The 26,575-nt window shown below is 72.4% G+C and carries 25 protein-coding genes; 18 read left to right on the top strand and 7 right to left on the bottom strand.

Features of this window, described 5'->3' with window-relative positions; genetic code table 11:
* The first annotated feature begins 17 nt into the window (after positions 1 to 17).
* From AB0D01_RS16910 to AB0D01_RS16900, 3 genes are read left to right on the top strand one after another with little or no spacing between them, the layout of a single operon-like run.
* Positions 18 to 1,478: an aminotransferase class V-fold PLP-dependent enzyme gene (locus AB0D01_RS16910; protein WP_363055948.1), complete on the top strand. Its 1,461-nt coding sequence runs from the start codon at positions 18 to 20 to the stop codon at positions 1,476 to 1,478.
* Entirely contained in the window at positions 1,475 to 2,647 is a 1,173-nt protein-coding gene (locus AB0D01_RS16905) for a sulfotransferase (RefSeq protein ID WP_363055947.1), read from the top strand. The genes AB0D01_RS16910 and AB0D01_RS16905 overlap by 4 nt, the downstream gene beginning before the upstream one ends.
* Positions 2,644 to 3,873 carry a cytochrome P450 gene (locus tag AB0D01_RS16900; RefSeq protein WP_363055946.1) on the top strand — a complete coding sequence of 410 codons (1,230 nt, stop codon included), beginning with the start codon at positions 2,644 to 2,646 and terminating at the stop codon, positions 3,871 to 3,873. Before AB0D01_RS16905 ends, AB0D01_RS16900 begins: the two co-directional genes overlap by 4 nt.
* A 291-nt stretch (positions 3,874 to 4,164) precedes the next feature.
* On the opposite strand, the gene AB0D01_RS16895 is transcribed toward AB0D01_RS16900, so the two are convergent.
* The gene (locus AB0D01_RS16895) at positions 4,165 to 5,064 is read right to left on the bottom strand and encodes an aminoglycoside phosphotransferase family protein (RefSeq protein WP_363055945.1); all 900 of its coding nucleotides are present in this window, start codon (positions 5,062 to 5,064) and stop codon (positions 4,165 to 4,167) included.
* Positions 5,065 to 5,276: 212 nt separating this feature from the next.
* Between AB0D01_RS16895 and AB0D01_RS16890 the strand changes: the two genes are divergently transcribed.
* From AB0D01_RS16890 to AB0D01_RS16880, 3 genes are all read left to right on the top strand, one after another.
* Positions 5,277 to 5,759: a hypothetical protein gene (locus AB0D01_RS16890; protein ID WP_363055944.1), complete on the top strand. Its 483-nt coding sequence runs from the start codon at positions 5,277 to 5,279 to the stop codon at positions 5,757 to 5,759.
* Positions 5,760 to 5,841: 82 nt separating this feature from the next.
* On the top strand, positions 5,842 to 6,345 hold the full coding sequence (locus AB0D01_RS16885) for an N-acetyltransferase (protein WP_363055943.1): 504 nt from the start codon (positions 5,842 to 5,844) through the stop codon (positions 6,343 to 6,345).
* Between the two features lie 196 nt (positions 6,346 to 6,541).
* Positions 6,542 to 7,204: a hypothetical protein gene (locus AB0D01_RS16880; RefSeq protein ID WP_363055942.1), complete on the top strand. Its 663-nt coding sequence runs from the start codon at positions 6,542 to 6,544 to the stop codon at positions 7,202 to 7,204.
* 96 nt (positions 7,205 to 7,300) lie between these two features.
* Here the strand turns inward: AB0D01_RS16880 and AB0D01_RS16875 are convergent, their stop codons facing one another.
* The 3 genes from AB0D01_RS16875 to AB0D01_RS16865 all read right to left on the bottom strand — a co-directional run bounded on the left by AB0D01_RS16875 (position 7,301) and on the right by AB0D01_RS16865 (position 11,897).
* On the bottom strand, positions 7,301 to 8,650 hold the full coding sequence (locus tag AB0D01_RS16875) for a peptidoglycan DD-metalloendopeptidase family protein (protein WP_363055941.1): 1,350 nt from the start codon (positions 8,648 to 8,650) through the stop codon (positions 7,301 to 7,303).
* Between the two features lie 55 nt (positions 8,651 to 8,705).
* A complete protein-coding gene (locus tag AB0D01_RS16870) occupies positions 8,706 to 10,478 on the bottom strand; it encodes a hypothetical protein (RefSeq protein WP_363055940.1) in 1,773 nt (590 codons plus the stop codon).
* A 72-nt stretch (positions 10,479 to 10,550) separates the two neighbouring features.
* On the bottom strand, positions 10,551 to 11,897 hold the full coding sequence (locus AB0D01_RS16865) for a peptidoglycan DD-metalloendopeptidase family protein (RefSeq protein ID WP_363055939.1): 1,347 nt from the start codon (positions 11,895 to 11,897) through the stop codon (positions 10,551 to 10,553).
* 214 nt (positions 11,898 to 12,111) lie between these two features.
* Between AB0D01_RS16865 and AB0D01_RS16860 the strand changes: the two genes are divergently transcribed.
* The 4 genes from AB0D01_RS16860 (at position 12,112) to AB0D01_RS16845 (ending at position 14,890) form a co-directional block, all read left to right on the top strand.
* A complete protein-coding gene (locus AB0D01_RS16860) occupies positions 12,112 to 12,705 on the top strand; it encodes a TetR/AcrR family transcriptional regulator (RefSeq protein WP_363055938.1) in 594 nt (197 codons plus the stop codon).
* 104 nt (positions 12,706 to 12,809) lie between these two features.
* A complete protein-coding gene (locus AB0D01_RS16855) occupies positions 12,810 to 13,634 on the top strand; it encodes a heavy metal-binding domain-containing protein (protein WP_363055937.1) in 825 nt (274 codons plus the stop codon).
* A 1-nt stretch (position 13,635) separates the two neighbouring features.
* Positions 13,636 to 14,499: a heavy metal-binding domain-containing protein gene (locus AB0D01_RS16850; protein ID WP_363055936.1), complete on the top strand. Its 864-nt coding sequence runs from the start codon at positions 13,636 to 13,638 to the stop codon at positions 14,497 to 14,499.
* Complete coding sequence (locus AB0D01_RS16845) at positions 14,492 to 14,890, top strand: hypothetical protein (RefSeq protein ID WP_363055935.1); 399 nt, start codon at positions 14,492 to 14,494, stop codon at positions 14,888 to 14,890. Before AB0D01_RS16850 ends, AB0D01_RS16845 begins: the two co-directional genes overlap by 8 nt.
* A 50-nt stretch (positions 14,891 to 14,940) precedes the next feature.
* Here AB0D01_RS16845 and AB0D01_RS16840 read toward each other — a convergent pair whose 3' ends face one another.
* A complete protein-coding gene (locus AB0D01_RS16840) occupies positions 14,941 to 16,545 on the bottom strand; it encodes a phospholipase D family protein (protein WP_363055934.1) in 1,605 nt (534 codons plus the stop codon).
* An 85-nt stretch (positions 16,546 to 16,630) separates the two neighbouring features.
* Positions 16,631 to 17,518, bottom strand: a complete 888-nt coding sequence (locus AB0D01_RS16835) for an SMI1/KNR4 family protein (RefSeq protein WP_363055933.1) — start codon at positions 17,516 to 17,518, stop codon at positions 16,631 to 16,633.
* A gap of 193 nt (positions 17,519 to 17,711) precedes the next feature.
* Between AB0D01_RS16835 and AB0D01_RS16830 the strand changes: the two genes are divergently transcribed.
* The 3 genes from AB0D01_RS16830 to AB0D01_RS16820 all read left to right on the top strand — a co-directional run bounded on the left by AB0D01_RS16830 (position 17,712) and on the right by AB0D01_RS16820 (position 20,383).
* Positions 17,712 to 18,359, top strand: a complete 648-nt coding sequence (locus tag AB0D01_RS16830; RefSeq protein WP_363055932.1) for a hypothetical protein — start codon at positions 17,712 to 17,714, stop codon at positions 18,357 to 18,359.
* 196 nt (positions 18,360 to 18,555) lie between these two features.
* Positions 18,556 to 19,356, top strand: a complete 801-nt coding sequence (locus AB0D01_RS16825) for a hypothetical protein (protein WP_363055931.1) — start codon at positions 18,556 to 18,558, stop codon at positions 19,354 to 19,356.
* 181 nt (positions 19,357 to 19,537) lie between these two features.
* Entirely contained in the window at positions 19,538 to 20,383 is an 846-nt protein-coding gene (locus tag AB0D01_RS16820; protein WP_363055930.1) for a phosphatase PAP2 family protein, read from the top strand.
* A gap of 28 nt (positions 20,384 to 20,411) precedes the next feature.
* Here the strand turns inward: AB0D01_RS16820 and AB0D01_RS16815 are convergent, their stop codons facing one another.
* Positions 20,412 to 20,927, bottom strand: coding sequence for a MarR family transcriptional regulator (locus AB0D01_RS16815; RefSeq protein ID WP_363055929.1), 516 nt, complete (start codon positions 20,925 to 20,927; stop codon positions 20,412 to 20,414).
* A gap of 100 nt (positions 20,928 to 21,027) precedes the next feature.
* On the opposite strand from AB0D01_RS16815, the gene AB0D01_RS16810 reads away from it, so the two are divergent.
* The 5 genes from AB0D01_RS16810 (at position 21,028) to AB0D01_RS16790 (ending at position 26,516) form a co-directional block, all read left to right on the top strand.
* A complete protein-coding gene (locus AB0D01_RS16810) occupies positions 21,028 to 22,233 on the top strand; it encodes a PP2C family protein-serine/threonine phosphatase (RefSeq protein WP_363055928.1) in 1,206 nt (401 codons plus the stop codon).
* 129 nt (positions 22,234 to 22,362) lie between these two features.
* Entirely contained in the window at positions 22,363 to 22,914 is a 552-nt protein-coding gene (locus AB0D01_RS16805) for a MarR family transcriptional regulator (RefSeq protein ID WP_363055927.1), read from the top strand.
* 160 nt (positions 22,915 to 23,074) lie between these two features.
* Entirely contained in the window at positions 23,075 to 24,367 is a 1,293-nt protein-coding gene (locus AB0D01_RS16800; protein ID WP_363055926.1) for a SpoIIE family protein phosphatase, read from the top strand.
* Positions 24,364 to 26,061, top strand: a complete 1,698-nt coding sequence (locus tag AB0D01_RS16795; protein WP_363055925.1) for an ATP-binding protein — start codon at positions 24,364 to 24,366, stop codon at positions 26,059 to 26,061. Before AB0D01_RS16800 ends, AB0D01_RS16795 begins: the two co-directional genes overlap by 4 nt.
* The gene (locus AB0D01_RS16790) at positions 26,058 to 26,516 is read left to right on the top strand and encodes a response regulator (protein ID WP_363055924.1); all 459 of its coding nucleotides are present in this window, start codon (positions 26,058 to 26,060) and stop codon (positions 26,514 to 26,516) included. The genes AB0D01_RS16795 and AB0D01_RS16790 overlap by 4 nt, the downstream gene beginning before the upstream one ends.
* Positions 26,517 to 26,575 lie beyond the last annotated feature (59 nt).

Genomic DNA, 26,575 nt, shown 5'->3' with positions numbered 1-26,575 from the left:
CTGCGGTGGACTCTTCCTTGACCTTGCCCGCGGAGTCGGTGGCCGCTTTGGGGCAGCGGGTGTGGGAGGTCGTCTCGGGACATGTCCTCGGCGGCCGCTCCGAGCTCGCGGTGGCCGCGCCCGGCGCCTGCGCCGAGGCGGCGCGGCTGCGCCGCGAGCCGTTGCCCGACGCCCCCGCCGCCGATCCGCTCCTCCTGGTGGACGAGGTGGGACGGTCGCTCCGTGAGGGGAACGCGCATCCTGACCATCCGGACTTCCTCGCGTTCGTTCCCGCTCCGGGGACCGTGACCGGGGTTCTGGCCTCCGCGTTGGCGGCCGGGTTCGCGGTTCCCACCGGGTGGAGCTTCACCGGGGCGGTCTCCAGCGCGATCGAGTCGGCCACCGTACGTTGGCTGGTCGAGCTGCTGGGTCTGGCTCCGGGGACGTCGGGGCTCTTCGTTTCGGGTGGGTCGACGGCGAACCTCACCGCCCTGACCGCGGCGCGCGACGCGCTCGTGGGCACCGAGGCTCGTGGCGCCACCGCCTACTTCTCCGACCAGACCCATCTCTCCGTGCCGCGGGCCCTGCACGTCCTGGGCATCGGAGAGGAACGCGTCCGGGTGCTGCCCTCGGACGCGCACCGACGGCTCTCGCCGGACGATCTCCGCCGGCGGGTGGCCGAGGACCGCCGCCACGGCCTGCGCCCCTTCCTCGTGGTGGCCAACGCGGGCACGACGGCCACCGGTGACGTCGACCCGCTTCCCGAACTGGCCGCCTTCTGCCGTGAGGAGGGACTGTGGCTGCACGTGGACGGCGCCTTCGGCGCACCCGCCGCGTTGACCGGGCGCGGACGCGCGCTCCTGGCGGGTCTGGACGAGGCGGATTCGGTGAGCGTCGATCCGCACAAGTGGCTGTTCCAGCCCGCCGGGACAGGATGCGTACTGCTGCGCGACCCCGTCTTCCTGACGCGTGCCTTCGGTGTCGAGCTGCCCGGCTACCTGGAGGCGGGGGCCCCGGGTGGTGAGGGAGGCGAGGTGGACTATCTCAACTGGGGCGTGGAGCAGACGAGGGAGTTCCGGGCGCTGCGCCTGTGGCTGTCGTTGAAGGTGTTCGGCGCGGACGCCTTCCGCGCGGCCGTGCGGCGGGGCTTGGACACGGCCGACGACATCGCCTCGTACATCGACTCCCGCGCCGGACTGGAGGTGGTGACGGGGCCCTCGCTGGCCGTGGTCACCTTCCGCGGGCTGGTGCCCCCTGCCCGACGGTCCCTCCCGGCCCCGGAGGACACTGACAGGATGGTGGACGAGGTCTGCCGCGAGCTGCGGTCCGAAGGCCGGGCCATGCTCACCGGCGTGACCGTGGGAGGGCGCAGGGTCTTCCGGTTGTGCGTGATCAATCCGCGCGTCGAACGCGCCGGGCTGCGGGCCGTGGTGGACCGGGTCGCCGCGTTGTGGGCCGCCCGTGCCGCGTCTGCCGAGCGGTCGGAGGGCATCTCGTGAACGGGGAGCGTGCGCCGTCCCGGGAGCGGCCCGAGGGCGGGGCGGGGCACCCGTCGCGTCTCGACGCCGATGAGCTGCGCGCCGAGGCCGTGCGCCTCACCGGTCTGTCGGACTTCGGGGCGCCCGATCACGCGCCCGCCCTGGACCTCCTCGTCGCCACGCTCGAAGCCGAGGCCCGCCTCAGCCCGGCGGGCCGGGCCGAGGCCCGGGACACCCTGCTCCGGGCGCTGTGCGTCCGGCTGCGACTACGGGCACTGCCCGTACCTGCGCTGGAACTCGGGCCCCCCGTCGTCCTCATCGGCCTGCCCCGGACCGGCAGCACCCTGCTGCACAGGCTCCTCGCCCGGCATCCGGCCCTGCGCGCGCCCCTCCTGTGGGAGCTGCTCGCGCCGGTCGGCCCGCCGGGAGCCGATGTGGACGATCTGATCGCGGACGCCGAGCGGCACGTGGCCGATCTGACCCGGACCGCGCCCGACCTGGCCCGGATCCATCCCACCGGTGCGCGGGAGCCGGAGGAGTGCGAGCACCTGATGAACACCGACTTCCGCAACAGTGTGCTCGGGCTGATCAGCTACCGGATCCCCTCCTACGCGTCCTGGCTCGCCGCGCAGGACCTGACGGCCGCGTACGCGCTCCACCGGGTGCAGCTCGCCCACGTCCTCGCCAGGCGTCCGGCCGCCGCGGGCTCACGACTGCTCCTGAAGAGCCCGTCGCACCTGTGGCACCTGCCCGCGCTGGATCGCGCCCACCCCGGCGCGAGGTACGTGGTCCTCGAACGCGACCTCGAAGAGGCGATCGGCTCCGTATGCGGTCTCGCGTCCGCGGCCAGGCACAAGCGCGGTCTCGACGTCGACACCGTCGAGATCGGCCGGGAGATGACGGCCGCCACGCACACGGGTCTGGCCAGGATGCGCGCCTTCACCACCGATCCGTCGGTCGCCGACCGGTGCCTGACGGTCCGCTTCACCGATCTGGTGGGCGACCCCGGAGCCACCGCGACCCGCGTGCTGGACTGGCTGGGGCTGACCGTCGACGAGGGTCTGCGCCGATGTTGGCGCGAGCACCTCGCGCGCAACCCGCGTCCCGATCACGTCCACCCGCGAGCGGCTTGCGGCCTGCCACCGGCCGGTCCGCGCCCCCGTACCCACGGCGTGAAGGGAACGTCATGACAGCGGATCCGGCACAGCCCGACCGGCTGCCGTACCCCTTCGACCGCGCCCACTGCCTGTCGCCCCTGCCCCACACCCGACTCCTGAGCCTGCCGGGGTTGGCGCGCGTCACCCTGCCCAGTGGCGATCCGGCCCGCATCGCCGTCCGCCACGCAGACGTCGTACGGGTCCTCACCGATCGCCGGTTCAGCCGCCGGGCCATGCACACCACCCCCGGCGGCCCCCGCTGGACGCTCGCCGACCGGTACGAGCCCAGCCTCCTCGGCCTCGACCCGCCGGACCACACGCGGGTCCGCCGGCTGTGCGCCCCCGCGTTCCGCCGCGAGCGCGTCGACGGCCTCGCGCCCTCGATCGACGGCCATGTGCACCAGTTGCTGGACACGTTCCTGGCCGCAGGCTCGGGCGGCGAACCCGTCGATCTGCTCGCCGTCTTGGCCCTCCCGTTGGCCGAGGCCGTCCTGTGCGACGTCCTCGGGGTGGGCCCGGAACGCCGTGCGCCGCTCGCCGAGTGGGCACGCCGCAAGCTCTCGCTGACCTCGCTCCCGCCGCGACAGGCGCGCGCCGGCCACGACGCCCTGCTCGCCCACTGCGGAGAACTGCTCTTCTCCCCGCGCGACGGCGACGCCCTGGTGCCCGGCGGTCTGCTCGACCGCCTCCGCGAGGCCTACGACGCCGGGGTGCTGAGCCGGCCCGAACTCCTCGCGACCACCGTCAACCTGCTCGTCGCCGGACACGCCACCACGGCCGCCACCCTCACCAACGGCCTGCTGGCCCTGCTCAACCACCCCGACCAGTGGCAGACCCTGCGCGATGACCGGACGCTCCTCGGGCCGGCCGTCGAGGAGATCCTCCGCTTCGACACGATCGCCGATGTGGGACTGCCCCGTCTGGCCGTGGAGGACGTATCCCTGGGGGCCACCATGATCAAGGCCGGGGAGGCCGTCGTCCCGTCCCACGCGCACGCCGGCCGCGACCCCGCCGTCTTCGACCGGCCGGACGCCTTCGACATCACCCGCGCCCCGGGCCCCCACCTCGCCTTCGGACACGGCCCCCACCGCTGCATCGGGGCCGGCCTGGCGGTGCTGGAGCTACGGACCGCCATCGGCGCCCTCGCCGACCACGCACCAGGCCTGCGCCTGGCCGAACCCGCAACCACGCTCCCCTTCCCCGGCGGCTCCCTGATCGGCGGAGTCAGCCGCCTGCCCCTCATCACGAACGGCACCTGACCCGGCGCCGCGCCGGTGAGGACCGTTTCCCGCGCCAACCACACGGCGCGGCCCGTCGCGGTGCGCGTGGTGCCCTGCGGGTAGGCGTAGCGCGTGCTCCACCGCGCGGGCGGAACGATGGCACCGCACGGCTGCGGTGGCCGGCCTGATCGGATACACGGCCATCGCCGCGGCCGCCGTGTGGTTCTTCGCCACTCAGGCCGGATAGGACGGTGGGATCCTCTTCCGACTCCTGTGGCGGGGTGGCGCGGCCCGCCGCCGGGGCGTCGGAGGCCATCACCCCCCGGTTGCCTAGCCGATGAGGGCTTCGGTGATCTGGCGGGTGGTCTGCGCGGCGACCCGGGGGTCGACGGCGGCGTAGTGGGTGTAGGCGTTCAGGCCCGTGGCCAACGCCCAGCCGCGGCCCCGGATCCAGGTGGCGTCGTCCACGCCGAGCGCGGTGCGGAAGACGGCCCGGCTCCTGGCCGACATCAGGGTGAAGGCGATCGTCAGGTCGCAGGCCGGGTCGCCGATGCCGAGTTCGCCGAAGTCGATCACCGCGCTGAGACGGCCGTCTACGGTCAGCAGGTTGCCGGTGTGGAAGTCGCCGTGGAACCAGACCGGTGGGCCGTCCCAAGCGGGGGCGCTCAGCGCCGCCTCCCACAGCTCGGTCATGGCAGCCCTGTCGAACGGGCCGTCCACTTCCGCGATGGCGGCCCGCGTGTCCCGGTCCCGAGCGACCAGCGGCCGGGCTGTGAGGTCCTCAGGGGCGCCCAAGGCCGAGATCTCTGCGGGTCGGCACCGTTGGAGTGCGGTCAGGAACCCGGCCAGTTCGACCGCGGCCTCGGACGAATCACCGAGCGCCTCCACGGTCGCCACCTCGCCGTCCAGCCAACGGGAGACGGCCCAGGGCCACGGATAGCCGAAGCCGGGCTCCCCCACCGCCACCGGCGCGGGGACGGCCAGGGGCAGGTGCGGGGCGAGCCGCGGCAGCCACTCGGACTCCTTCCGGGCCTGCCCGATGGCACCGGCATGACGGGGCAGCCGGACGGACAACCCCTCGCCCATCCGGAAGATCACATGGTCCGAGCCGGCCGGGTCGACCAGCTCCAAGGACAGCTCGGCCCACTGCGGGAACTGCGCATCGACCAGACGCCTCACCAGCGCGGCATCAATCGCGGGACAAACGTCCGTGACTTTCCCGGTCGCCAAGAACTGCTCCTGCCGTCGGCCCGCCCCTGCGGCAGGCAACGGGAGCCATCACACTGCTTCGTGGGGCACCTGTCGACCGGATTTCCGCACCGGCGTCAGCTCTACAGGACTCCGCCTGGAAGTGACGCGCGAGCCGATCGCCGGGGTCCACGTGTGTGCCTCAACCTCTTGTCCGTGCCCGAGCACCCGCGAGGGCGGAGGGAACCACTCCGGTGGCGGGGGCCCTCTGGTGGGACATGATCTTGTTCTTCGGGTTGTTCGCGATGGTCGGCTGGGCCGTGGCCCTGGTCTGGCTCGGGTACGCCTCGCTGGTTCTGTGGCGCATCCGGGGGCAGCGGTGGGTATGCGATCAGGGGCATCCGCTCGTCCGCCTGGTCCGCCCGACCCCCGCGTACCTACGCTTCGACCGGACACTCGCCGTCGTGGTACTGCTGGTCGATCTGTGGTTGCTGTCGGCGGTCATCATGTTCGGCTCGGACGGCGTCTTCACCGAGGAGTGGTTGGGGTACCCCGGCATGATGGATCCCGGCGGCCAGGGATACCAGGAAGAGTCGGTACACCTCCTGTACGCGACGGCCTGGTGGAGCGCCTCCGTCGCGGTCCTCGCCCGGTGCTGGACCACCGCCGTCGTGCAACTGTCGGTTCTGCCCCTCTCGGCGCTCTGGGTCGCGTCGTTCGACACCTACTACCGGTAACCCGCACCGGGCCAACCGCTCTGGCGAGACGTTCGCCACCGCGCCGTCGGAGGACTGCCGCGCGCTGCTACGGTCGGACGCTATGAGCTGGCTCCCCGACACCTTCGTCCACCCCGTCCTGGTCCCGCTGCCGGGCGGTGGCCATCATCTGCGGCCGATCCGGGAGGCGGACACCCCGCTCGACTATCCGGCCGTGATGGGTTCGCGTGAGCGGCTGTGGACCATCTACGGCCCGGCCTGGGGCTGGCCCGCGGCCACCATGACCTACGAGGCCGACCAGGCCGACCTGCTGCGGCACGAGAAGGAGATCGCCGCACACCAGTCCTTCAACTACGCGCTGTTCGACGCGGCGGAGACGGCTCTGCTCGGCTGCGTCTACATCGACCCACCCGAGAGGGCCGGCGCGGACGGCGAGATTTCCTGGTGGGTGGTGGACGAGCTGGTGGGCAGCGAGGTCGAGCAGGCCCTCGACGAGCTGGTGCCGCGGTGGATCGCCGCCGACTGGCCGTTCGAGCAGCCGCGCTACCTCGGCCGAGAGATCTCCTGGACGGAGTGGCTCGCCCTGCCGGAACACCCCGCCGCGTGAGCCACCGATGGCGAAAGCCGGCTGTCCGGCCCCGCTGATCACCGCGTTGACCGCCAAGGACCCCGCCGAACGGCCTCGTGCCGGCGGGGCGGCCCGGTCGTGCGGGGCGAGGACTACGATGCTCCGACGGTCTCTTGGGCAAGGACCGTGACGACCGGACACGGGTCATCGGCGCCTGTGGGTGAGGGGGCCCACGATGAGTACGGGTAGATGGTTGTGGGTCTGTCTGCGGCGCTACGTCATGACCGCCGGTCTCGGCTGGGTGGGCGCGGCGCTGGTGTTGCCCGTTCTGGGCGACGATCCCTTCTGGACGTCGCTCGGTGCCGGGCTGGGGGCCGGGCTGATCGTGGTGCCGCTCCTGACGGGCGTGACCATGCTCGTCCTCACCCTGCTGGCCGATCGGCGGTTCGAGCCGCCGTCCGGCGGTGCCTCGCGGATCCGGGGCGGCAGGCTGGTCGTGCTGCCCTTGGTCCTGCTGCTGCCCGCGGCCCTGCTCGCGCCGCTGCAGTACCTCATCGTGCTCGGCGCACAGCTCGTGTACGTGGTGTGGGTGCTGCCCTGTCAGGACTCCCGCGACACGGCGGACGTGCTGCGTTCGCTCGCCGACCCTGGCGTCCCGGCGGAGCAGCGGGCCCGGACGGCACGGGCACTGGGCGGACTACGGGGCAGGCCGGTGGTCGAAGCCCTGGTGCGGACCTCGACCGACGCCGAGCCAGAGGTCGCCGAAGCGGGGCTGGACACCCTCTGCACCATCTGGCGGCGTGACGGAGTCGTCGGCGAGGACCTGCTGCTGAAGCTCGACCCGCTGGGCCAGGACCGCGTCCGGGCCCTCGGCATCAGGGTGCGGAGCCCTTGGTGAGGGTGGACGTACGCCGGGCAGGGAGCCGGCAGCGGCCCACCGGGGCCGTCCGTCGCTACGGAGGACGGTCGCGGTGGGCCACTCGGGGTGAATCGGTTACCGGCCGGCGATGAAGGAGGCGGGGCCGCCGACCTTGTGCCAGACGGTGCCGTTGCCGGACCACTTGAACACCGCGTCGCTGTTGGGCGACAGACCGTAGATCGCGTCCGAAGCGACCACGAACTGCTGACCGGCTCCACCGACCTTCGCCCAGTTGTTCGGGCCGTTCATCTTGAACAGATCACCGTTCGTCGGGTTCGTGGCGAACAGGCCCGCACCACCCCCGTACAGCGTCCCGGCCGCTCCACCGACCTTGTTCCAGACCGTGCCGTTGCCCGACCACTGGAAGACCGCACTGCCATCGGGTGAGAGACCGAACAGGCCGTTGCCCGTCACAGCGAACGTCTTGGCCGGGCCACCGACCTTGACCCAGTTGTTCGGGCCGTTCATCTTGTAAAGATCACCGTTCGTGGGGTTCGTGGCGAACAGGCCCGCACCGCCCGCGAACAACGTCCCTGCCGCCCCTCCGACCTTGTTCCAGACCGTGCCGTTGCCCGACCACTGGAAGACCGCACTGCCATCGGGTGACAGGCCGAACAGGCCATTGCCCGTCACGGCGAAGGTCTTCGCCGGGCCACCCACCTTCACCCAGTTGTTCGGGCCGTTCATCTTGTACAGATCACCGTTGGTCGGGTTCGTGGCGAAGACGCCCGCGCCACCCGCGAACAACGTGCCGGCCGCACCACCCACCTTGTTCCAGGCAGTGCCGTTACCGGACCACTGGAACACTCCCGAACGGTCCGGAGACTGGGCGAACAACGTACTGCCCGCCGACACACCACAGTTCGCGCTGGTCTCGAAGTGCTGGTTGTACTCCCACTTCACCGGCACGAGGTGCCCGTCGATGGTGGCCTGCACGACGGCGCCGTTCAGTTTCTGCTCGTAGTGCAGGTGCGCCCCGGTGGTCCAGCTGCCGGTGTTGCCGACGGTGCCGATCTGCCGGCCCTGCTCGATGTCGTTGCCGGCGGCGACGTCGAGCCGGTCCAGGTGCAGGTACCGGCTCTGCCAGCCACCGCCGTGGTCGATGACGATGAAGTTTCCGGCCTGGCTGTCGAACTGTGACGTGACGACGCGTCCGGCCGCGGAGGCCAGGGCGGGGGTGCCTTGGGTGGCTCCGCCCGCCGAGACCATGTCGAGCATGTACTGGCTGGCGTGTCCGTCGTGCGTGGACGTCGTCCACCGTTGCCCGCAGGGAATGGGCAGCTGGAACGCGGGCGCGTTGGCGACCGCGCTGTCCGCCTCCGGGGCCGCTGCCGTGGCCGCGGCCGGGGTGGCGGGGACGAGGGCTGTGGCGGGTGCGAGCAGTAATGCCGCCGCCGCCAGGATGCCGGCCCATCTGATCCTCATAGGTCTCCTTGGGACGAGAGTGTGGTGCGGAAGGAATGGAGAGTGGGGGCGATCGCTAGTCGGTGGCGATGCTCGCGGCGGGCCCGCCGACCTTGGTCCACTGGAAGGTCGTGGAGCCGGACCATTGGAAGACGCCGCTCTTGTCGGGGCTCAAGCCGTAGAGCCTGTCGCCGGCGACCGCGAAGGCGTTTCCGGGGCCACCGGCCTTGCTCCAGTTGTCCGGTACGCCGTTGAACCTGTGGATGTCGCCGCCCGCGGGGTTGGTGGCGAACAGCCCCGCGCCACCGCCGAACAGGGTTCCGGCCGGTCCGCCGATCCTGGTCCAGGTCGTGCCCGACCCGGTCCATTTCAAGACCGCTCCACCGCCCGGCGCCAGGCCGTACAGTGCCTCGTTGGTGACCGCGAAGGTCTTTCCGGGGCCGCCGACCTTGGTCCAGCTGTCCGGGGTGCCGTTGTACTTGAAGATGTCGCCGGTGGTCGGGCTGGTCGCGAACAGGCCCGCTGCGCCCGCGTACAGCGTGCTCGCCGGTCCGCCGATCCTCGTCCAGGCGGACCCTGATCCGGACCACCGGAAGACGGCCTTCCTGTCCGGGCCGAGCCCGTACAGCGTGCCGTCGCTGACGACGAACTGGGCTCCGGGTCCACCGATCCTGGTCCAGCTGTCCGGGGTGCCGTTGTACTTGAAGACTTCGCCGGTGGTCGGGCCGGTGGCGAACAGGCCTCCGTCGCCGCCGATGAGGGTGCCCGCCGGCCCGCCGATCCGCGTCCAGGAGTTGCCGCTCGTCCGCTGGTGTACGGAGCTCTTGTCGGGGCTGAGTGCGTACAGGTGCTGCGGGGTGTACGGTCGCGCCCGCCACGTGAGCGGTGCCAGCTCCACTCCGCCCGTGCCCCAGCCCGCACTGCTCAGCCATGGGCTCCCGTCGTGGTCGGTGACGACCTCGGCCGCGTGGGACGGCAGGCGGCCCACCTGGCCGGCGGCCGTGAAGCGCAGCGGGTCGGAACTCGCGTACACCTCCGCCCCGACGTAGTCGGCGGGCTCGGAGCCGCCGATGAACAGGTACCAGAGGCCGCCCCGCTGCATCACGTAAGGGGATTCGGTCCAGCCGTCACCGAGGGCGGTGAAGGCGGTCTTGCGGGGGCTCCAGGTGAGCAGGTCCGTGCTCGTCCGGTACGCGACGATGTTGCGTCCCCCGGTGGGCGTCTCCGTGGCGGTGTAGTACATGACCCACTGGGATCCGACCCGGGTGACCATAGGGTCGCGTGCTTCCAGTCCGTCACGGAACAGAGGTCCGCCGGGGCGCCGTTCCCAGTGGATCAGGTCGGTGGAGGTGGCCAGGTTCATCTGGCTCCTGGATAAGTCGCCGACGGTTTGTCCGCCCGCGTAGAACATGTAGTACGTGGAGCCGGAGCGGATGACGTGGGGTGCCCACAGGTGCGATTCCCCGTAGGCGGGGTCGACCGTCAGGGCCATGGGCTGCTTGGTCCACGGCCCGCGCAGGCTGGGCGCGGTGGCGTGGGCGAACGAGTCCTCGTTCTCCGGGTCGGCCGGTTCGGGGTGGGTGATGCCGAACAGGTGCCAGGTCCCGGTGGCCTCGTCACGGATGAAGGTGTGGTCGTTGATGTACCAGGGCTGTGACTCGCCGACGCTGGGGTCGTAGATGCGGATGGAGTCACCGGTGGTCACCGAACCGGTGGCGGCCGATGCGTCGTTCGCGGAGATGGTGTGTGCGGTGGCGGTAGTGGTGGAGGAGAGTGGGGCGGCGGTGGAGGGGAGTATCCCGAGGGAGACCGCGATCAAGGCGGCGGCCAGGGTGATGCGTGCTAACACGTGGCTCCAGAGGATGGCGCGGACGGGCCCGGCCCACGAAAGCCCGGGGCCGTCCGCTGATGGCGTCGCCGACTACCGGCCCGCGATGAAGGAGGCGGGGCCGCCGACCTTGTGCCAGACGGTCCCGTTGCCGGACCACTTGAAGACCGCGTCACTGCTGGGCGACAGACCGTAGATCGCGTCCGAAGCGACCACGAACTGCTGACCTGCCCCACCGATCTTCGCCCAGTTGTTGGGGCCGTTCATCTTGAACAGATCACCATTGGTCGGGTTCGTAGCGAAGAGGCCCGCGCCACCGCCGTACAACGTGCCTGCGGCTCCTCCGACCTTGTTCCAGACCGTGCCGTTGCCCGACCACTGGAAAACCGCACTGCCATCGGGAGAGAGACCGAACAGGCCGTTGCCCGTCACAGCAAAGGTCTTGGCCGGGCCCCCCACCTTGACCCAGTTGTTCGGGCCGTTCATCTTGTACAGGTCACCGTTGGTCGGGTTCGTGGCGAACAGGCCCGCGCCACCCGCGAACAGCGTCCCGGCCGCTCCACCGACCTTGTTCCAGACCGTGCCGTTGCCCGACCACTGGAAAACCGCACTGCCATCGGGTGACAGGCCGAACAGGCCGTTGCCCGTCACGGCGAAGGTCTTGGCCGGGCCACCCACCTTGGCCCAGTTGTTGGGGCCGTTCATCTTGTACAGATCACCGTTGGTCGGGTTCGTCGCGAAGACGCCCGCGCCGCCCGCGAACAACGTGCCGGCCGCACCACCCACCTTGTTCCAGGCAGTGCCATTGCCGGACCACTGGAACACTCCCGAACGGTCCGGAGACTGCGCGAACAACGTACTGCCCGCCGACACACCACAGTTGGTGCTCGTCATGGTGATCGGGCTGTCGGGGTTCATGACCAGCGGCCCCTGCCCCTGGAGGACGGGGTTGACGATGTGCTGGTTGTCGGCGTCCTGGTCGCTGCTGGGGTTGTAGAGCTGTTCGTAGTGCAGGTGGGGCTTGCCTTCCGATCCGACGTCCCCCATGTAGCCGACCACGTCGCCGCGCTTGACCCACGTGCCGGCAGGAGCCACGCCGGTCATGTGCATGTACGTGGTGAACCATCCGCCGCCGTGCCGGATCTCCAACCCGCCCGGTGAGAAGGTCTCGTGCACGTAGCCGTCGGCCGAGGCGAGGATCGGGCTGCCCTCCCGCATGCCCTGCCGGTACATGTCGATCTTCTTGTCGTCCGGGTTGTGACCTCGATAGGTCTTCAACTCGATCACGCTGTTGCAGGGGAAGGGCAATAAGAAGTCCGGCCGTTCGGCCGCCGTGCTCGCCCGTGGAGCCGCAGCGGAGGCCGAGGCCGGCGCGGGCGCGATCGGTGCGAGCAGCAGCGCCGCCACCGCCGCGAGGAGGCCGACCCGTGTGATTCTCATGCGTCTCCTTGGAGTGGGATGGAGCCTGAAGACCCGTGACTCGGGGCTGCGGAACGGCGTCAGTATGGTTCCTCGGAGGTCCGGATGTGGAGTAAGTTTCTAGAAAATTATTCTGGTTCCGCCGGCGCGATAGCGTCCCCGCAGAGCGCGCCCGGGGCGGCCCAACGCCCCCGACCAGGAGCATATTTACGGTCCGGCACTAGACTTCCCGCCCATGGCAACGAAGCAGTCCCGTGGCGAGATAACCGTCGAACGCTTGCTGGCCGCGGCACTCCAGGTGTACGCGTCCGCAGGCCAGGCCGGCTTCACGGTCCACGCGATCACCTCGGCCAGCGGGGTGAGTCTGGGCAGCCTGTACCACCACTTCGGCAGCGTCGACGGTCTGGCCGCCACGCTCTACTCGCGCTGTCTGAAGCAGCAGTACACCGAGGTGCTCACGGCCTTCGGCCGGGCCAGGAGCGCCCGTACCGGGATACGCGCACTGGTGACCGCGTACCTGCGGTTCACTCGGGAGAACCCGGAAATGGCCCGGTTCCTGCACGGTTCGGCCTACTCGAGTTACCTGGCCGTCCACGCGGACCGCGCGCGCGGGGTCGAGCCGGACCATTTTCCGCGCGTCGCGGACCACTTGAGGCCGTGGGTGGAGGCGGGTGAGATCGCGCCACTGCCCGACGCGCTGCTGGAGGTCTTGGTCGTCGGGCCGGTGGCGGTCGCCGCGCACCGCTGGCTGGCCGCCCCGCAGGACATAGACCTCTCCGTGACCACCCGCGTCCTGTCCGACCGCATCTGGCGCTCGATCCAGCCGTAGGGCCGCCCCATCTCCCTTGATCCGCAATTCCGTTCGGTGACCTAGACTGCCGAACGACGAAGCACGATGCCCGCGGTGAACCGAAAGGTCGATGGCGCAGGACGATGACACAGCGACGAGACACCGGCCCGTGGGACTCGGCGCTGTCGTCCGAGGAGCACGCCGCCGTCATGGGCGTCGGGTTCGAGCCGGTCGGTCAGGTGCTCGGCACGATCGTCGTCAACGCCGAGTCCGGCGGGGTCGGGGGGTGTCCCGGCGCGTGGACGGTCCAGGACGGCAAGCGGGTGCCGTTCTCCCGGTGGGTGCCGTCGTTGGCGCAGACGGCCCGGTCGATCCACGCGGCGCGCGCCCGGGCGCTGTCCCGCGCGGCGGCCGAGTGCGGCGCCCTCGGCGGTGACGGGATCGTCGGGGTGGAGCTCGGCGTCGACCGCTTCCCCGAAGGGTTCGTGGAGTACTCCGTACGAGGAACCGCGGTCCGGGCCCGCTCGCGCGTCCGGCCGCAGCGGCCGTTCACCTCGCACCTGACGGGTCAGGACTTCGCCAGGCTCCTGTACGCCGGATGGGTCCCCACCGGCCTCGCCTTCGGTATCGCCATCGAGATCCGGCACGACGACTGGCGCACCTCGCGCCGGACCGCCTGGACGGCGGACAACCAGGAGGTCGACGGCTACACGCAACTCCTCGGCCACGTCCGCCACGAGGCCCGCAGGCAGCTGGCGCTCGACGCGGCGAAGTACGGCGGCGACGGACTGGTCGTCGACGACGTGGAGTTGACGGTGAGCGAGAGCGAGTGCTCCTCGGCCGGGTACGCGAGCGACTTCATCGCGGAGGCCGCCTTCGTCGGCACCTCCATCGCCCGGTTCAGCCGCTCCGGGCGGCCTGCCGGACCCACCCCACTGACCATGATGAGACTGGAGCGCGAGCGCTGACATGACGGAGCCAACGGGGCGGGAAGCCGCCGACGGAGCGGCGCGGCAGGCCGTGGAGGACGTGTCCGAGGACGCCATGCGACGGCTCGCGCGACCTCGCTCGGAGGAAGGGACGGAGCCGTTCACCTCGAACCTGTCCGTGAACGAGTTCCTGCTGGTGCGCGAGGCCGGCTTCCGCCCGCTCGGGCTCGTCCTCGGCTCCTCCGTCTACCACGTCGGCGTCCAGTTCGGCCGGTGGTCGAAGAACCAGGAGCTGACCAAGCTGTCGCAGGCCATGTACCGCGCGCGCGAACTGGCGATGAGCCGCATGGAGGCGGAGGCGAGCGCCCTGGGCGCCGACGGGGTGGTGGCGGTGCGGCTGGACATCGAGTTCAAGGAGTTCGGCTCGGACGTCGCCGAGTTCATCGCCGTCGGTACGGCGGTCAAGGCGGCCGGCGCGGACCCGGGACCGGCCGGGACCTGGCTCAACAACAAGGGCAGGCCGTTCACCTCGGACCTCTCGGGCCAGGACTTCTGGACGCTCGTACGGGCCGGCTACGCGCCGCTGGACATGGTCATGGGCTCCTGCGTCTACCACGTCGCGCACCAGCGGTTCGCCCAGGCGCTGAGCACCACGGGCCGCAACGTCGAGATCGAGCCGTTCACCCAGGCGCTGTACGGCGCACGCGAGTTGGCGATGGGCCGCATGCGGGCCGAGGCGCAGGCACTCGACGCGGAGGGGATCGTGGCGGTCCGGCTGCGGCAGCACTCGCATTCCTGGGGGTCGCACACCACCGAGTTCTTCGCGGTCGGGACGGCGGTCCGCCCGCTGCGCGACGACCACACCATCGACCGCCCGAGTCTGGTGCTGAGCCTCGATGACTGAGCCGTCGGACGTGGCCATCCTGGCCGCGGCGCTGCGGCGGGACGGCGAGGACCTCAGGCTGTACGTCGCCGTGCTGGCGGCGAACCTGACGGACTCGCTCCCGGCGGGCGCCGTGCGGGCCAAGCGCAGGCGGTCCGTCAGGGAACGGCTGGCGGGGCGCGAGGGTTCCGTCGTCGAGCTGGACGTCGCGCTCGGCGAGCGGCGGCTCCTGCTGCGGGTGGACCCCGAGGGCCGGGTGGCCGGGGAGGACTGCCACGAGGTCAGGGGCGTCGTCCTCTCGCGGCGTCCGGTGGGCCTGGACGGATGGATCGACGCCCTGGCCCGGGCCCTGACCGAAGCCGCCGCCGCGAACGCCCGGGCCCGCGAGGCCGTGGAACGCTTCCTGTCCTGACGGGCGACGCCGGCGGGCTCGTGGGTCGCCCTCGACGCGGTGCGGACGGCTCAGAAGCTGTTGCGACGGCGCATCCCGAAGGGGCGGCCGTCCGGGTCGATCAGGGCGCGGTGCAGTGGCGTCGCGAGCAGGCGCCGGGGGCCGGAGAGGTCCGGCGGGACGTAGCGGCGCAGCCGGCCGGCGGGGCGCGGTCCGACGCAGCCGGCCGCGTGCCAGTCGTCCAGGGCCGCGGCGCAGGTCGCGAACCGGTCGAACGCGGTCTTCGGATCACACAGCTCCGGCCCCTCCCCCTCCGGCACGTCCAGGTGCTCGCGCATGAGCTCCAGGCGCAGCCGCCGGGCGAAGGGGCGGGCCCCGTCCCCCAGCCCGCCCGGATCGTACGGGGGATCCTGATCGCGGCTCCGGTCGAGGACGGTGCAGCTCAGCTCGGAGTCGTGCGTCCACGAGCGCAGGTTGACGTTGTCGGACCCGACGGCGGCCCATACGTCGTCGATCACGCAGACCTTGGCGTGCACGTACACGGGGGTTGCCGCGTGGTTCTCCAGGCCGTACACCGCGACCCGGTCCCCGCCGGCCCGGCGCAGTTCCCGCAGGGCGGTGATCCGGCCGATCAGGTTCACGGGGCGGGTGAGGCGGCCGTCCTGGTCGGGGACGGAGGGGATGACGGCGATCAGCCGGAGCCCCGGGTGCGTGCGCAGCGCCCGGGCGAAGCAGGCCACGACGCGGGGGGACCACAGGTACTGGTCCTCCAGGTAGATGAGGGCACGTGCGCGCCGCAGGGCTTTGAGGTAGCCGCGGGCGATGCTGCGCTCGCCGTCGGGGGCGAAGGGGTACCCGCGCAGGAGCCGGTTCGGATAGGTGCGCAGGACCTGTACGGCGTGGGTGCCGCACGGCGGTGGGTCGGGTCCCTGCGGGGGCAGTTCGTCGGCGCTGGTGTCCTCGTGGCCCCACCGTTCCCGCAGGCGGATCACGGGACTGCGGGAGAGCGGCGCGGGATCCTCCCAGCGTTCGCGGAAGACGGCCTCGACGTCACCGACGGCGGGGCCGCGCACGGCCAGCTGGACGTCGTGCCACGGCGGGTGCGGACCGTACGCCGGGGCCATGGGCAGCGACTGGGGGTCGCCCCGGTGGGCGGCGTCGTCGTTGCGGTTGTGGCACAGGTCGATCCCGCCGACGTACGCGACATCGCGCGCCGGGCGGCCCGCGTGGCGCAGGACGACCATCTTCTGGTGGTGGGAGCCGCCGGGACGTACGCGCAGGTCGAGGAGGCATTCGCCGCCGGCGGCCGCGATGTCCTCGCCGAGCGAACGGTTCTCCTCCTCGCTGAAGCGGAGGCCGTCCAGGTGGGACCGCCACAGGAGCCCCTTGACGATGACGCCGCGTCGCGCCGCTTCGCCCAGGACGGTCGCGATCTCCGTACCGGGCCCGTTCAGCCGTTCGTCGGGGTCTCCGCGCCAGTCGGTGAACAGGAGCAGGTCGCCCGCCCGCGTCTCCCGGATCCCGGTGAGGAGCTCCGCGAAGTACGCGGCTCCGTGGACCAGGGGCCGGGCGTCGTTGCCCTCGGACCAGGTGGCGCCGTCCGCACGGCGCTTCTCCAGCCGTGTGGCGGCGTTTCCGCGTTCTCCGGGCTCCAGCAGCCAGTCCGAGCGGGCCATGCGAGGACCTCCCTCGTCGTACGCCTACCCGCTGCCGGCGCCGTACACCCGTGCGCAGCGCGTCGCCGGGGCGGTCACGCTCCGGTCACTCCTCGTCCTCGTCCGTGGCCGTGTTCCAGGTCGGCAGTGTCGTTCCGGCAGCGGTCGTGATCTCCAGAACCTCGCACTTCATGTGGTGAACGGCGGCGAAGAGGTCCCGCTCGACCCGCCCGCTGTCCTCGGGTGGGAAATCGATGCGGATCTGGTGGGGGTCGCGGACGTCGTAGGTCAGCAGCCAGTCGGCGTCGAGGGTCGCGAGGTGGTCCTGTCCCGTGTCGTCGTACGTCGAGCGCCACGAGCCCCGAGGGGTGGTGGGGGCCAGTGCCTCGCGCAGGAGCTCCAGGCGCTCGGGGTGGGCGAGGGGGCCCTCGGACAGGACCAGGCACCGGTGGGTGCGGGGACGGAAGGTGTTGAACCATGGGGCCAGGTCCGGCTCCGTTGCCTCCGACAGTTCGGAACCGACGCTTCCGCCGGCCCAGCCCTCGATGAACCGGGCCGTGCCCGTGCCGTGCGTCTCGTACCGGCCCGCCCGGCTCCACACCACGACGGGCCAGTGTTCGGGGGCTCCGTCGGTCTGCCAGCACAGCCGGTCGGCGTCCATGGTCGTACCCCAGACCAACAGGGCACCCGGAGCCGGGTGCAGCGGATACGGGTGGCGCTCGCGGTCCGGTTCGGGCTCGTCCGGGGGGTAGGGGCGCTGCCACTCGATGCCGTTGTGCCTGCTCGTGCCGAAGGGCGTGTGGAGGTAGAGGAAGTCACAGAACTCCCCCCAGCCGTAGGTTTCGACGAGTCGCTTGTAGTCGTCGGGCAGCCGGGTACCGATCGCCGCCTCCACGGCGGGCCAGTCCCCGAAGGCGTCCACGGGTGCGGCCGGCGGTGCCACGAGCCGGGTGAGCCGGTCGCAATCGGTCTCGGTCGTCCTCGTTTCGGCCATGGAGGCAGCGTAGTCATCCCCGCATGTGGTGATCCACGCGGTTTCGGCCCGGTGCGCAACGGCGCCTTGGGCGGCCCCGGGGCGGGCGACTTCAAACATTCCACGAATCCATGATCGCCTCAGCCTGGCGTGGAGTTACGGTGTCGACCCGCGACAGGCACCAACACGGTTCGACGAAAGGCAACTTGTGAGCATGCGTGACGACGTGCGACCGGCGCAGGCCTCCCCCTCCGGGGACCTCGAACGGCTGCTGGTGACGGCAGGGGATCTGGCCGGGGCGGGTCTCGACGACTTCACCGAGCTGGCTTCGCCCTCCTCCGACGAGGACCCGCCGCCGATGACCGCCGCGACTCCGGAACTGACGGCCGTCCTGAACCGGGCGTTCGGCGACAAGGCCGCGCGCGAGGTCCGGACCTCGTTCATGAACGCCGACTCCTCGATCGTCGTCGACGAAGGGGTGTCGGAGCGGGTGGCGGGGGCGGCCACGTCCTGGATGGCCGACATGCGGCGGGTCTACGCCGAATGCGCCGCCTGGACGATGGACCTCGGCGACCAGGAGATCACCATCGAGCTGGTGGACCCGGCCGGCGACCCCGCCGAGCCCCTGGAGGTGGAGCGGAGGTTCGGCGACGAGGCCTTGATGCGCACGATGCTCGCCGGTCCCGCCGGGCAGCAGGCCCAGATCACCACCCTCCTGGTGCGCCACGGCGACCGGGCCCTGGAACTGACCTTCCGCAGCCTGGCGGCCGAGCCCGGCGGGCCCGAGGCCGCCCGCCTGGCCACGGCGGTGTCGAGGTTCCTGGAGCTGGCTCCGGCGAAGTTCCTGGGGGCGCGAGGCTGAGGAACGCGGCGACGCGGTGCGCGGACGGTCGGGCCCCCGATCGTCCGCTCCCGATCGTCCGGCGCCGGTCCGTTCTCAGCCGGGCGGGGAGCGTGCCGCGTCCAGCTCGTCCGCCGATCGCAGGCGTGCGTGGAGGCTGCCGGGATTCACCGGGGAGCCTGGGCTGTTGTGCCCTTAGGCTGCGACGGTCGGGGTCGTGGAGGGCGGGGGCGGGCGGGACGTGTCGGGGATGCGGTTGCGCGGGCGGGGCCGGGTGCGGGGCAGGGCGGTACGGGTGCACGAGGTGCGGCGGTGGCACGCCGACGGGGAACGCGCCGAACGGACCGCGCGGCGCTTCCTGACGGGTGCCCGGCTGCTCGCGGGCGGCGCCGTGCTGCTCGGGCACCTCGCGGTGCTGCTGCTGTGGCGGGACCCCGGCGCGTGTGGGCAGCGGTGGGCGCTCGCCGTGGGCGGGGTCGCGCTGGGCCTCGGGGCGCTGTGGGTGACGGTCCTCGCCCGGGCCACCCGCTGGGTACGGTCCGGGGTGGTCGCCGACGCGGGCAGTGGCCCGCCTGCGGCGACCGGTCTGCTCCCGGACGCCCTGGGCGGCCCTGCGGACCGGCTGTGGGACTGGGCGCGGCTGCTGCACCTGGTCTCGTTGTGCTTCCCGCTCGGCGCGCTGGTCGCCGCCCTGGCGAGCTCGGCCGACGAGCAGGGCCTGCGCGAGCTGTCCCGTTGGGGCGCCACCGGCTTCGCCCTGCTGTTGACCGCGATCCTGGGCGGTGTCATCGGCGGACTGGCCTTCGGCCTGGTGGACTCCGACGAGGAGTGCTGGACGGTCCGCGGGGCGCTGCGCCGCCTGCGCCGGTACGCCGTACCGTTCCTGCTCGCGGCGCCGTGGCTCGCCGGCCTCCACACGGGCTGGAGCGCGCTGTCGGTGGGCGCGGCGCTGTTGTGGCTGCTCATCGCGCCCGTGAACCACGTGGGCTCCCACATACCGGGATCCTCGTCGGACTGACGGACTGACGGCCGGCGCGCGGGACCGACGGGCGGTGCGCCGAGCGGCGTGCCGTGCCGCGCGCGGGGGCTGGGGCGGCCCGGTGGGGGTAGGCGCCGGTGGTGGTGAGGCGTCGTACGCGGTCCTGCTTCGGCCGGCCGTCGCCGCACCGACCAGCGCCCTCGAAAGGCAGGCCCACCCCATGGCACAGCGCACCTCCCGTCCCCGACGTCGCGCCGCGGTGCGCGCGTTCCTCGCCCGGCGCTCCGGGCCCGACGCGGCGTTCGGTCGCAGGTTGGTGGGGGCGGTGGCGGCCACCGCCGTGGCCGCGGTGCCGTTCGCCCTGGTCTTCGTCCTCGTGGAATCCCGGTGGGCGCCGCTGTACCGGCTCGACCGGGGTGTAGCGCGGCGACTGCACGACGCCGCCCTGGAACATCCCTCCCTGGTGGGCGTGCTGGAGTTCCTCACGAGCGTGGTGTGGGATCCGGTCACCCTGCGCCTCCTGGTGGCCGCCCTGGTGGTGTGGCTGCTCGCGCGCCGGGCGTGGCGGCTCGCGGCCTGGGCGGGTGTCACCTCGGTGTCGGGGGCGCTGATCGGGTTCCTGGTGAAGAACGTGGTGGAGCGTGCTCGTCCGCACCTGCCGGAGCCCGTGTCCCACGCCCCCGGTTTCTCCTTCCCCTCCGGCCACGCCATGACGGCCATGACCACGTGCGCCGTGCTCCTGCTGGTGCTGCTTCCGCTGGTCCCCCGCCGCTTGCGCGCGGTGCCGTGGGCCCTCGCGGCGACGGCGGTGCTGGGGGTCGGCTACACACGGGTCGCGCTGGGGGTCCACTGGGTGAGTGACGTGGTCGGCGGCTGGTTGCTCGGCCTCGCCGTGGTCACGGCCACGACCCTCGCCTTCGAGGCCTGGCGCGGCGACAGCGGACGCACGCGCACCGCGGTGGGCGACGGTCTGGAGCCGGAGATCGCGACCGGGTCCGACCCGGAGGCCCCCGTGGGCACGGGCACGGGCTCGCGCCGCGCGGAGTCGTCCGGGTCCGCTTCCTGAGCCCGCGGTGGGCGGGCGCCCGTGCGGTTCAGGCCGTGCGGGCGGTGGAGGACTTCGGGGACGGCAGCCGCAGCGGCTTCGCGACCGCCGCGCAGAAGTCGGCGAGCCCCGTGGCCAGGGCCGCTCTGGAGGCTTCCGGCATCGCGGCCATCGCCTCGGCCAGTACGTCCTGCCTGCGCTCACGCAGTCGTTCGAGGTACAGCCGGCCCGCGGCGGTCAGGCGCAGCAGTACCTCGCGGCGGTCGTCGGCCCCCGGGTGCCGTTCGAGGAATCCCACGGCCTCCAGACGGTCGCAGAGGCGGGTGACGGACGGCGGCGCCGCCTCCAACAGACCGCCGAGTTCCCGCAGGTTCAGGCAGCCGTTCGCCTCGACGAGGAAGAGCACCCGCGCCTGCGTCGAGGACACCGGCGGGGCGCTGGCCGTGTCCCGACCGCGCTCCCAGACCACCTCCAGCAGCTCGATCAGCTCGCTCGTCCGCGCCACCGCCGACGCCGCCGACACGGCCGCTGGAGGCTGCGGGGAGCCGATCGACCGCTGACCCATGTGACACTCCCTACCGAACGTACGCGCAGCCTCCCCCGGCGGGCCGGCGGCTTCGTCGTTCCCCATTTTGGCAGTTGCGAGAGAGACGGGTACGGGTCCGGTGGCTGGAGTCGTGGGTGGCGAGGGTGTCGGGGGAGGCGGGGCCGTCGAGCGCGCGCTGCGCGGTGCGGCCCCGCACGGGTTGTTCGAGGAGGTCCGGGCCGTCCTGACCCGCGAGTACGGGGCCGCCGGCGCCGAGCTCCTGATGGCGGACTACGCCTCGGCGCGGCTCCAGCCGGTCACGGAGCGGCCCTTCACCGCCGATTCGGTGTCGGCGTACAACAGCGCCGAGGGCCGGGCCTTCGGGTCGCAGGAGCCACACGTGGTGCCCGGGGGCGGGGGGACCGTCGTGCACGTGCCGGTGACGGTCCGCGGGGACCGGCTCGGGGTCCTGAGCGTGCGTTTCGATGCCGGGGTGGCGGTCGAGGGGCTTCTCGGGCCGCTGCGGGACGTGGCCGACGCCCTGGCGCACGAGATCCTCGTCGCGGACCGCGACACCGACTTCTTCCTCCAGGCGCGCCGGGCCAGGAGGCTCACGCTGGCCGCCGAGATGCAGTGGCAGCTGCTCCCGGGGCGCGCCTGCTCACGTCCCGAGTACGACCTCGGGGCGCAACTGGAACCCGCGTACGCCATCTTCGGCGACAGCTTCGACTGGTCGGCGTCCGCGGATCACCTGACGCTGACCGTCAACAACGGGATGGGCGAGGGCATCGACGCGGCCTTGTTGACCAACCTCGCCGTCAGTGCGCTGCGCAACGCGCGGCGCGCCGGGCTCGGTCTGGCGGATCAGGCGGCCCTGGCGGACCAGGCCCTCCACGGGCAGTACCGGGGGGAGCTGCACCTGGCGATGCTGCTGCTGCGCTTCGACCTGGACAGCGGCGAGGTCGAGGTCATCGACGCGGGGTCGCCGCGGATCTGGCGGCTGCGCGGGAGCACGGTGGAGCCGATCGCGTTGGAGGCGCAGTTGCCGCTGGGCATGTTCGAGGACACCGTCTACACCTGCCAGCGCTTCCGGGTCCTGCCCGGGGACCGGTTGTTCTTCCTGAGCGACGGCGTCTACGGCGTCGCCTCCCCCGACGGGGAGGCGTACGGTCTGCACGCCCTGGCCCGCACCATCCTGGGTACGCGGTTGTTGCCGCCGTCGCAGGTGCCGCGGGCGTTGCTGGCGGAGCTGGCGGGGTACCGGGGCGGCGTGGACGCCATCGACGACGCGATGGTGGTCTGCCTCGACTGGCACGGCCGGCCCGGCTCGGGGGGCGCGGTGTAGGACGTCCCCCGGGCCCGGCGCGCTCCGGGGGCACGGTCCGGGCGGCGGGACGGGTCGGGCGGCGGGGTCGGTCGGCCGGTCCGGGCGGCGGGGTCGGCCGGGCGTGCCGGACGGTGGCACAGTGGACGCGTGCCCCGATTCGACCGCTCCGGCGCGTACGAGGAGCCGGCCGCGGCCCTGGCCGCCGCGGCGGAGCTCCTCGCGCTGCTGCATGCCAGGGGGGTGGACGAGGTGGCGCCAGCCGTGTCGCCGTCGCAGCTGCGCCTGCTGCTCGCCGTCGAGGGCGCCGAGGGGGTCAACCTGCGGGCCCTGGGCGCGGTGCTCGGCTCCGGGCCGTCGTCGGTCACCCGCCTCTGCGACCGGCTGGAGGCGATGGGGCTGCTGATCCGCTCGCCGCATCCTTCGCGACGGCGCGAGGTGGAGGTGCGGCTCACGCCCCGGGGGCGGGCGTTGATGGACGAGCGGCGGGCGGTCCGCACGCGCGAGCTGTCGGCGGTGCTGGGGCGCATGGCGCCCGAGGCCGTGGCCATGCTCGTGGAGGGTCTGGCGGCGTTCCGCGAGGCCGCCGCGGGGTCCTCCGCCGTCGGCAACCCGCCCGCCGACGCCTCCGCCCCATCTCCGGGGCCCTCGTCGGACACACCGTCCGGCACGTCGCCGGCCCGGTTCCCGGACAGCGCCTGACGGTCGGCGCCGGCCGGTTCCGTCCTCTTCCGGTCACGCCAGGATCATTGAGGTTGTAAAATATTGCCTTACGGCAAATGATCACTCTAGGCTTGCTCCTCGCGACCACGCGGCCGTCGGGCGTCCGCCGTCCGGAACCAGAAGGGACAGACGCGACGCCATGGCGAGCATTTCCGAGCTCGGGGGCCCACAGCCCCCGGTCGACACACCGCGCCAACCACCGCCCCCGCCCCGTCAGGCTTCCTCCGGCAAACCGGAAGACCTCCTGGCCCTGTGGAACGGCGTACCGCCCTACGTCCTCCTCATCGAGGACGACGAGGGCGACGCCGTGCTCGTCGAGGAACTCGTGGAGGACAGCGGGATCAAGGTCCGCCTCGGTCGGGCCGGCTCCCTCGCCGAGGCCGTCGGCCTCCTGGAGGCCGAGGCCCCCGACTGCGTCCTGCTGGACCTGCACCTTCCCGACACCCGGGGGCTGGACGGGCTGGGGCAGGTCCTCGCCCTGTGCGCCGAGGCCGCGGTCGTGGTCCTGACGGGCCTGTCGGAGGAGCGGGCGGGCCTGGCCGCCGTCGCTGCGGGGGCGCAGGACTACCTGGTCAAGGGGCGCCTGGAGGCCGACGTCTTCATGCGGGCCATCCGCTACGCGATCCAGCGCAAGCGCACCGAGCTGGCGGCCGTCGCCCTCCAGGCGAGCAGGCTGCGCGCCGAGGAGAACGCGCGTCTGGAACGCGGCCTGCTCCCCACCCCGCTCCTGCTCGACGGCGTCGCGGACACCGTCACCGTCTGCGCCCGCTACCACCCCGGGCGCGCACAGACCCTGCTGGGCGGAGACTTCTACGACGTCGTCCAGACCCCCGACGGGGCCACGCACGCCGTCGTCGGCGACGTGTCGGGCCACGGCCCCAGCGAGGCCGCGCTCGGGGTGTGCCTGCGCGTGGCCTGGCGCTCCTTCGTGATGGCGGGCGCCCGCGACGCCGAACTGCTCCGGCTGCTGGAGCGGATCCTGCTGGCGGAACGATCCGGCCCCGAGATCTTCGCCACCCTCGTCTCCCTCACCCGCCCCGCCGGCACCGACGCCGTCTCCGTCCAGCGCGCGGGCCACCCCGGATTCCTGGTCCGCTCCGCGACGGACGTGGAGTTGCGCACCGTCCCCGGCGGCCCGGCCCTCGGCATCCTGCCCGGGTGGGGCGGCGGCTGGCCCGTCGCCGAGGTCGAGGTGCGGCCCGGGGGCGCGGTGATGCTCTTCACGGACGGCCTGATCGAGGGACGGGTCGGGCCCGGCTCGGAGCGCCTCGACGAGGCCGGTCTCCTGGACATCGCCCGTCGACACGTCGACCTGCCCGCGGAACCGTTCGTCGACACCGTGATCCAGACGGCCCAGGGCCTCGCGGCGGACTGGGGCGGCCTGGCCGACGACGTCGCCGTCCTCCACCTCGAATGGAACTCCCCCACGTGACCTCCCCCGCACAGCCCCCAACGACGCCTCCCGCCACGCCCGCCGCGACGCCCCCCGGTCAGGCGCCTGACCGCCACGGCGCGAGCCTGCGGGTCTGGCTCACCACCGTGCTGGTCACCCTGGCCCTCATGGTCGTCGGCACGGGCGCGCTCGGCGCCGCCCTGCTGTCCCACACCACCACCGCAGGAAACCGACTCGTCGACGGGATCCTGCCCGCCCAGCGCGACGCCCTGCGACTGGAGACCGCCCTGCTGGACCAGGAGACCGGCATCCGCGGCTACCTGCTGGCCGACGAACCCGCGCTCCTGGAGCCCTACGAACGCGGTCTGACCAACGAGGCCGAGGCCGCGCGGCGACTGGCGACGGTCCTCGACGACGACGAGGGCGTACGCGAGGACCTCGCCGCCGTACAGGAGGCGGCCCGCACCTGGCGCGAGGAGTTCGCGGCCCCCGCCATCACCTCCGTGGAGAACGGAGGCACCCCGCCCTCCCTCCAGACGGGCAAGGCCCGCTTCGACGAGGTGCGCGGGCGGATCGCCGCGCAGCAGGAGCGCCTGGACCGCATCCAGGCCGAGGCCCGCACGACCTTCGGCGAGGCCCGTTCGCAGCGCGACCACATCCTGCTCGCCATCGTCGTGGCCTTCCTGCTGACCGGCACCGCCCTGGCCGTGCTGCTCCACGTGGGGGTGCTGCGGCCGCTCGCCCGGGTGCGGACCGCCTCGCGGCGCGTCGCGGACGGTGCCTTCGACGAGGAGATCCCCCTGTGCGGCCCCTCCGAGCTGCGCTCCCTGGCCCGGGCGGTGGAGGCCATGCGACACCGGACCGTGGCCGAACTGAACGCCTCGCGGCGCAACGCGGAGCGGCTCGACCGCACGGCCGTGGCACTCGACGCCCAGGCGGCGGAACTGCGCCGCTCCAACGCCGAACTGGAGCAGTTCGCGTACGTGGCCTCGCACGACCTGCAGGAGCCGTTGCGCAAGGTGGCCTCCTTCTGCCAGCTGTTGGAGAAGCGCTACGGGGACCGGCTGGACGAGCGCGGAACGCAGTACATCGGCTTCGCCGTGGACGGCGCCAAGCGAATGCAGGTCCTGATCAACGACCTGCTGACCTTCTCCCGGGTGGGACGCGTCCAGGACGCGCGCGAGACGGTCGCGCTGGACGGCGCCCTGGACCGGGCGGTGCGCAACCTGGCCGCCTCCGTGGAGGAGAGCGGCGCGGAGATCATCCGTCCCGAACGGCTCCCGGAGGTGGTGGGCGACCCGACGCTCCTGACGATGCTCTGGCAGAACCTGGTGGGCAACGCCGTCAAGTTCCGCTCGCCCGACCGCCCTCCACGCGTCGAGGTGGCCGTGGTCGACGATCCCGCGGCGGACCCGGGCTTCCACACCTTCAGCGTCACCGACAACGGGATCGGCGTACCGGCCGAGTTCGCCGAGAAGGTCTTCGTCATCTTCCAGCGGCTCCACGCACGCGAGACCTACGGCGGCACCGGCATCGGCCTCTCGCTCTGCAAGAAGATCGTCGAGCACGCCGGCGGACACATCCGGATCGACACCGAGCACCGGGAAGGCACCCGGATCGTCTTCACCCTGCCCGTGGTCGCGGCCGCCGCCGAGACCCCCGCGTCCGACGCCGACGACGCGCGCCCCCAGCCCGCACCCTCCCCCGCCACCACCGAAGGACTCCCCCGATGAGCGCGTTCACCGACCGGCCCCAGGCCACCCCCGCCGAAGTCCTGCTGGTCGAGGACGACGCGGGCGACGAGCTGATGACCCGGGAGGCCTTCGAGGACAACAAGATCGGCAACGTGCTGCACGTCGTACGGGACGGCCTGGAGGCCCTGGACTTCCTGTACCGGCGCGGCGAGCACGCGAACGCGCCGCGCCCCGACCTGATCCTCCTCGACCTGAACCTCCCCAAGTACGACGGCCGGCAGGTCCTGGAACGGATCAAGACCGACCCGGACCTGAACCACATCCCGGTGGTCGTGCTCACCACCTCGGCCGCCGAGGAGGACATCCTGCGCAGCTACAAGCTGCACGCCAACGCCTACGTGACGAAGCCGGTGGACCTCGACCAGTTCATCCGGGCGATCCAGCAGATCGACGACTTCTTCGTCACCGTGGTCAAGCTCCCCCGCAGCCGGTGAGCGGGCCGGCCGGGGCGGGCCGTGGGGCGGAAGGATCCGAAGGGCCGAGCGCGAAGGCC

The sequence above is a fragment of the Streptomyces sp. NPDC048606 genome (genome assembly GCF_040650855.1).
Classification (GTDB): domain Bacteria; phylum Actinomycetota; class Actinomycetes; order Streptomycetales; family Streptomycetaceae; genus Streptomyces.
The sequence above is the reverse complement of the archived record's forward strand: the minus strand, read 5'-3'. Positions and strand labels throughout refer to the sequence as shown.

What these genes read in the sequence shown, in the direction of transcription:
- AB0D01_RS16875 (WP_363055941.1), bottom strand. Translation starts at nt 8,650, where the DNA reads ATGAGGATCAGATGGGCCGGCATCCTGGCGGCGGCGGCATTACTGCTC.
- AB0D01_RS16835 (WP_363055933.1), bottom strand. Translation starts at nt 17,518, where the DNA reads ATGGCCGAAACGAGGACGACCGAGACCGATTGCGACCGGCTCACCCGG.
- AB0D01_RS16880 (WP_363055942.1), top strand. Translation starts at nt 6,542, where the DNA reads ATGAGTACGGGTAGATGGTTGTGGGTCTGTCTGCGGCGCTACGTCATG.
- AB0D01_RS16885 (WP_363055943.1), top strand. Translation starts at nt 5,842, where the DNA reads ATGAGCTGGCTCCCCGACACCTTCGTCCACCCCGTCCTGGTCCCGCTG.
- AB0D01_RS16840 (WP_363055934.1), bottom strand. Translation starts at nt 16,545, where the DNA reads ATGGCCCGCTCGGACTGGCTGCTGGAGCCCGGAGAACGCGGAAACGCC.
- AB0D01_RS16800 (WP_363055926.1), top strand. Translation starts at nt 23,075, where the DNA reads ATGGCGAGCATTTCCGAGCTCGGGGGCCCACAGCCCCCGGTCGACACA.
- AB0D01_RS16860 (WP_363055938.1), top strand. Translation starts at nt 12,112, where the DNA reads ATGGCAACGAAGCAGTCCCGTGGCGAGATAACCGTCGAACGCTTGCTG.
- AB0D01_RS16900 (WP_363055946.1), top strand. Translation starts at nt 2,644, where the DNA reads ATGACAGCGGATCCGGCACAGCCCGACCGGCTGCCGTACCCCTTCGAC.
- AB0D01_RS16850 (WP_363055936.1), top strand. Translation starts at nt 13,636, where the DNA reads ATGACGGAGCCAACGGGGCGGGAAGCCGCCGACGGAGCGGCGCGGCAG.
- AB0D01_RS16865 (WP_363055939.1), bottom strand. Translation starts at nt 11,897, where the DNA reads ATGAGAATCACACGGGTCGGCCTCCTCGCGGCGGTGGCGGCGCTGCTG.
- AB0D01_RS16855 (WP_363055937.1), top strand. Translation starts at nt 12,810, where the DNA reads ATGACACAGCGACGAGACACCGGCCCGTGGGACTCGGCGCTGTCGTCC.
- AB0D01_RS16815 (WP_363055929.1), bottom strand. Translation starts at nt 20,927, where the DNA reads ATGGGTCAGCGGTCGATCGGCTCCCCGCAGCCTCCAGCGGCCGTGTCG.
- AB0D01_RS16820 (WP_363055930.1), top strand. Translation starts at nt 19,538, where the DNA reads ATGGCACAGCGCACCTCCCGTCCCCGACGTCGCGCCGCGGTGCGCGCG.
- AB0D01_RS16790 (WP_363055924.1), top strand. Translation starts at nt 26,058, where the DNA reads ATGAGCGCGTTCACCGACCGGCCCCAGGCCACCCCCGCCGAAGTCCTG.
- AB0D01_RS16830 (WP_363055932.1), top strand. Translation starts at nt 17,712, where the DNA reads ATGCGTGACGACGTGCGACCGGCGCAGGCCTCCCCCTCCGGGGACCTC.
- AB0D01_RS16845 (WP_363055935.1), top strand. Translation starts at nt 14,492, where the DNA reads ATGACTGAGCCGTCGGACGTGGCCATCCTGGCCGCGGCGCTGCGGCGG.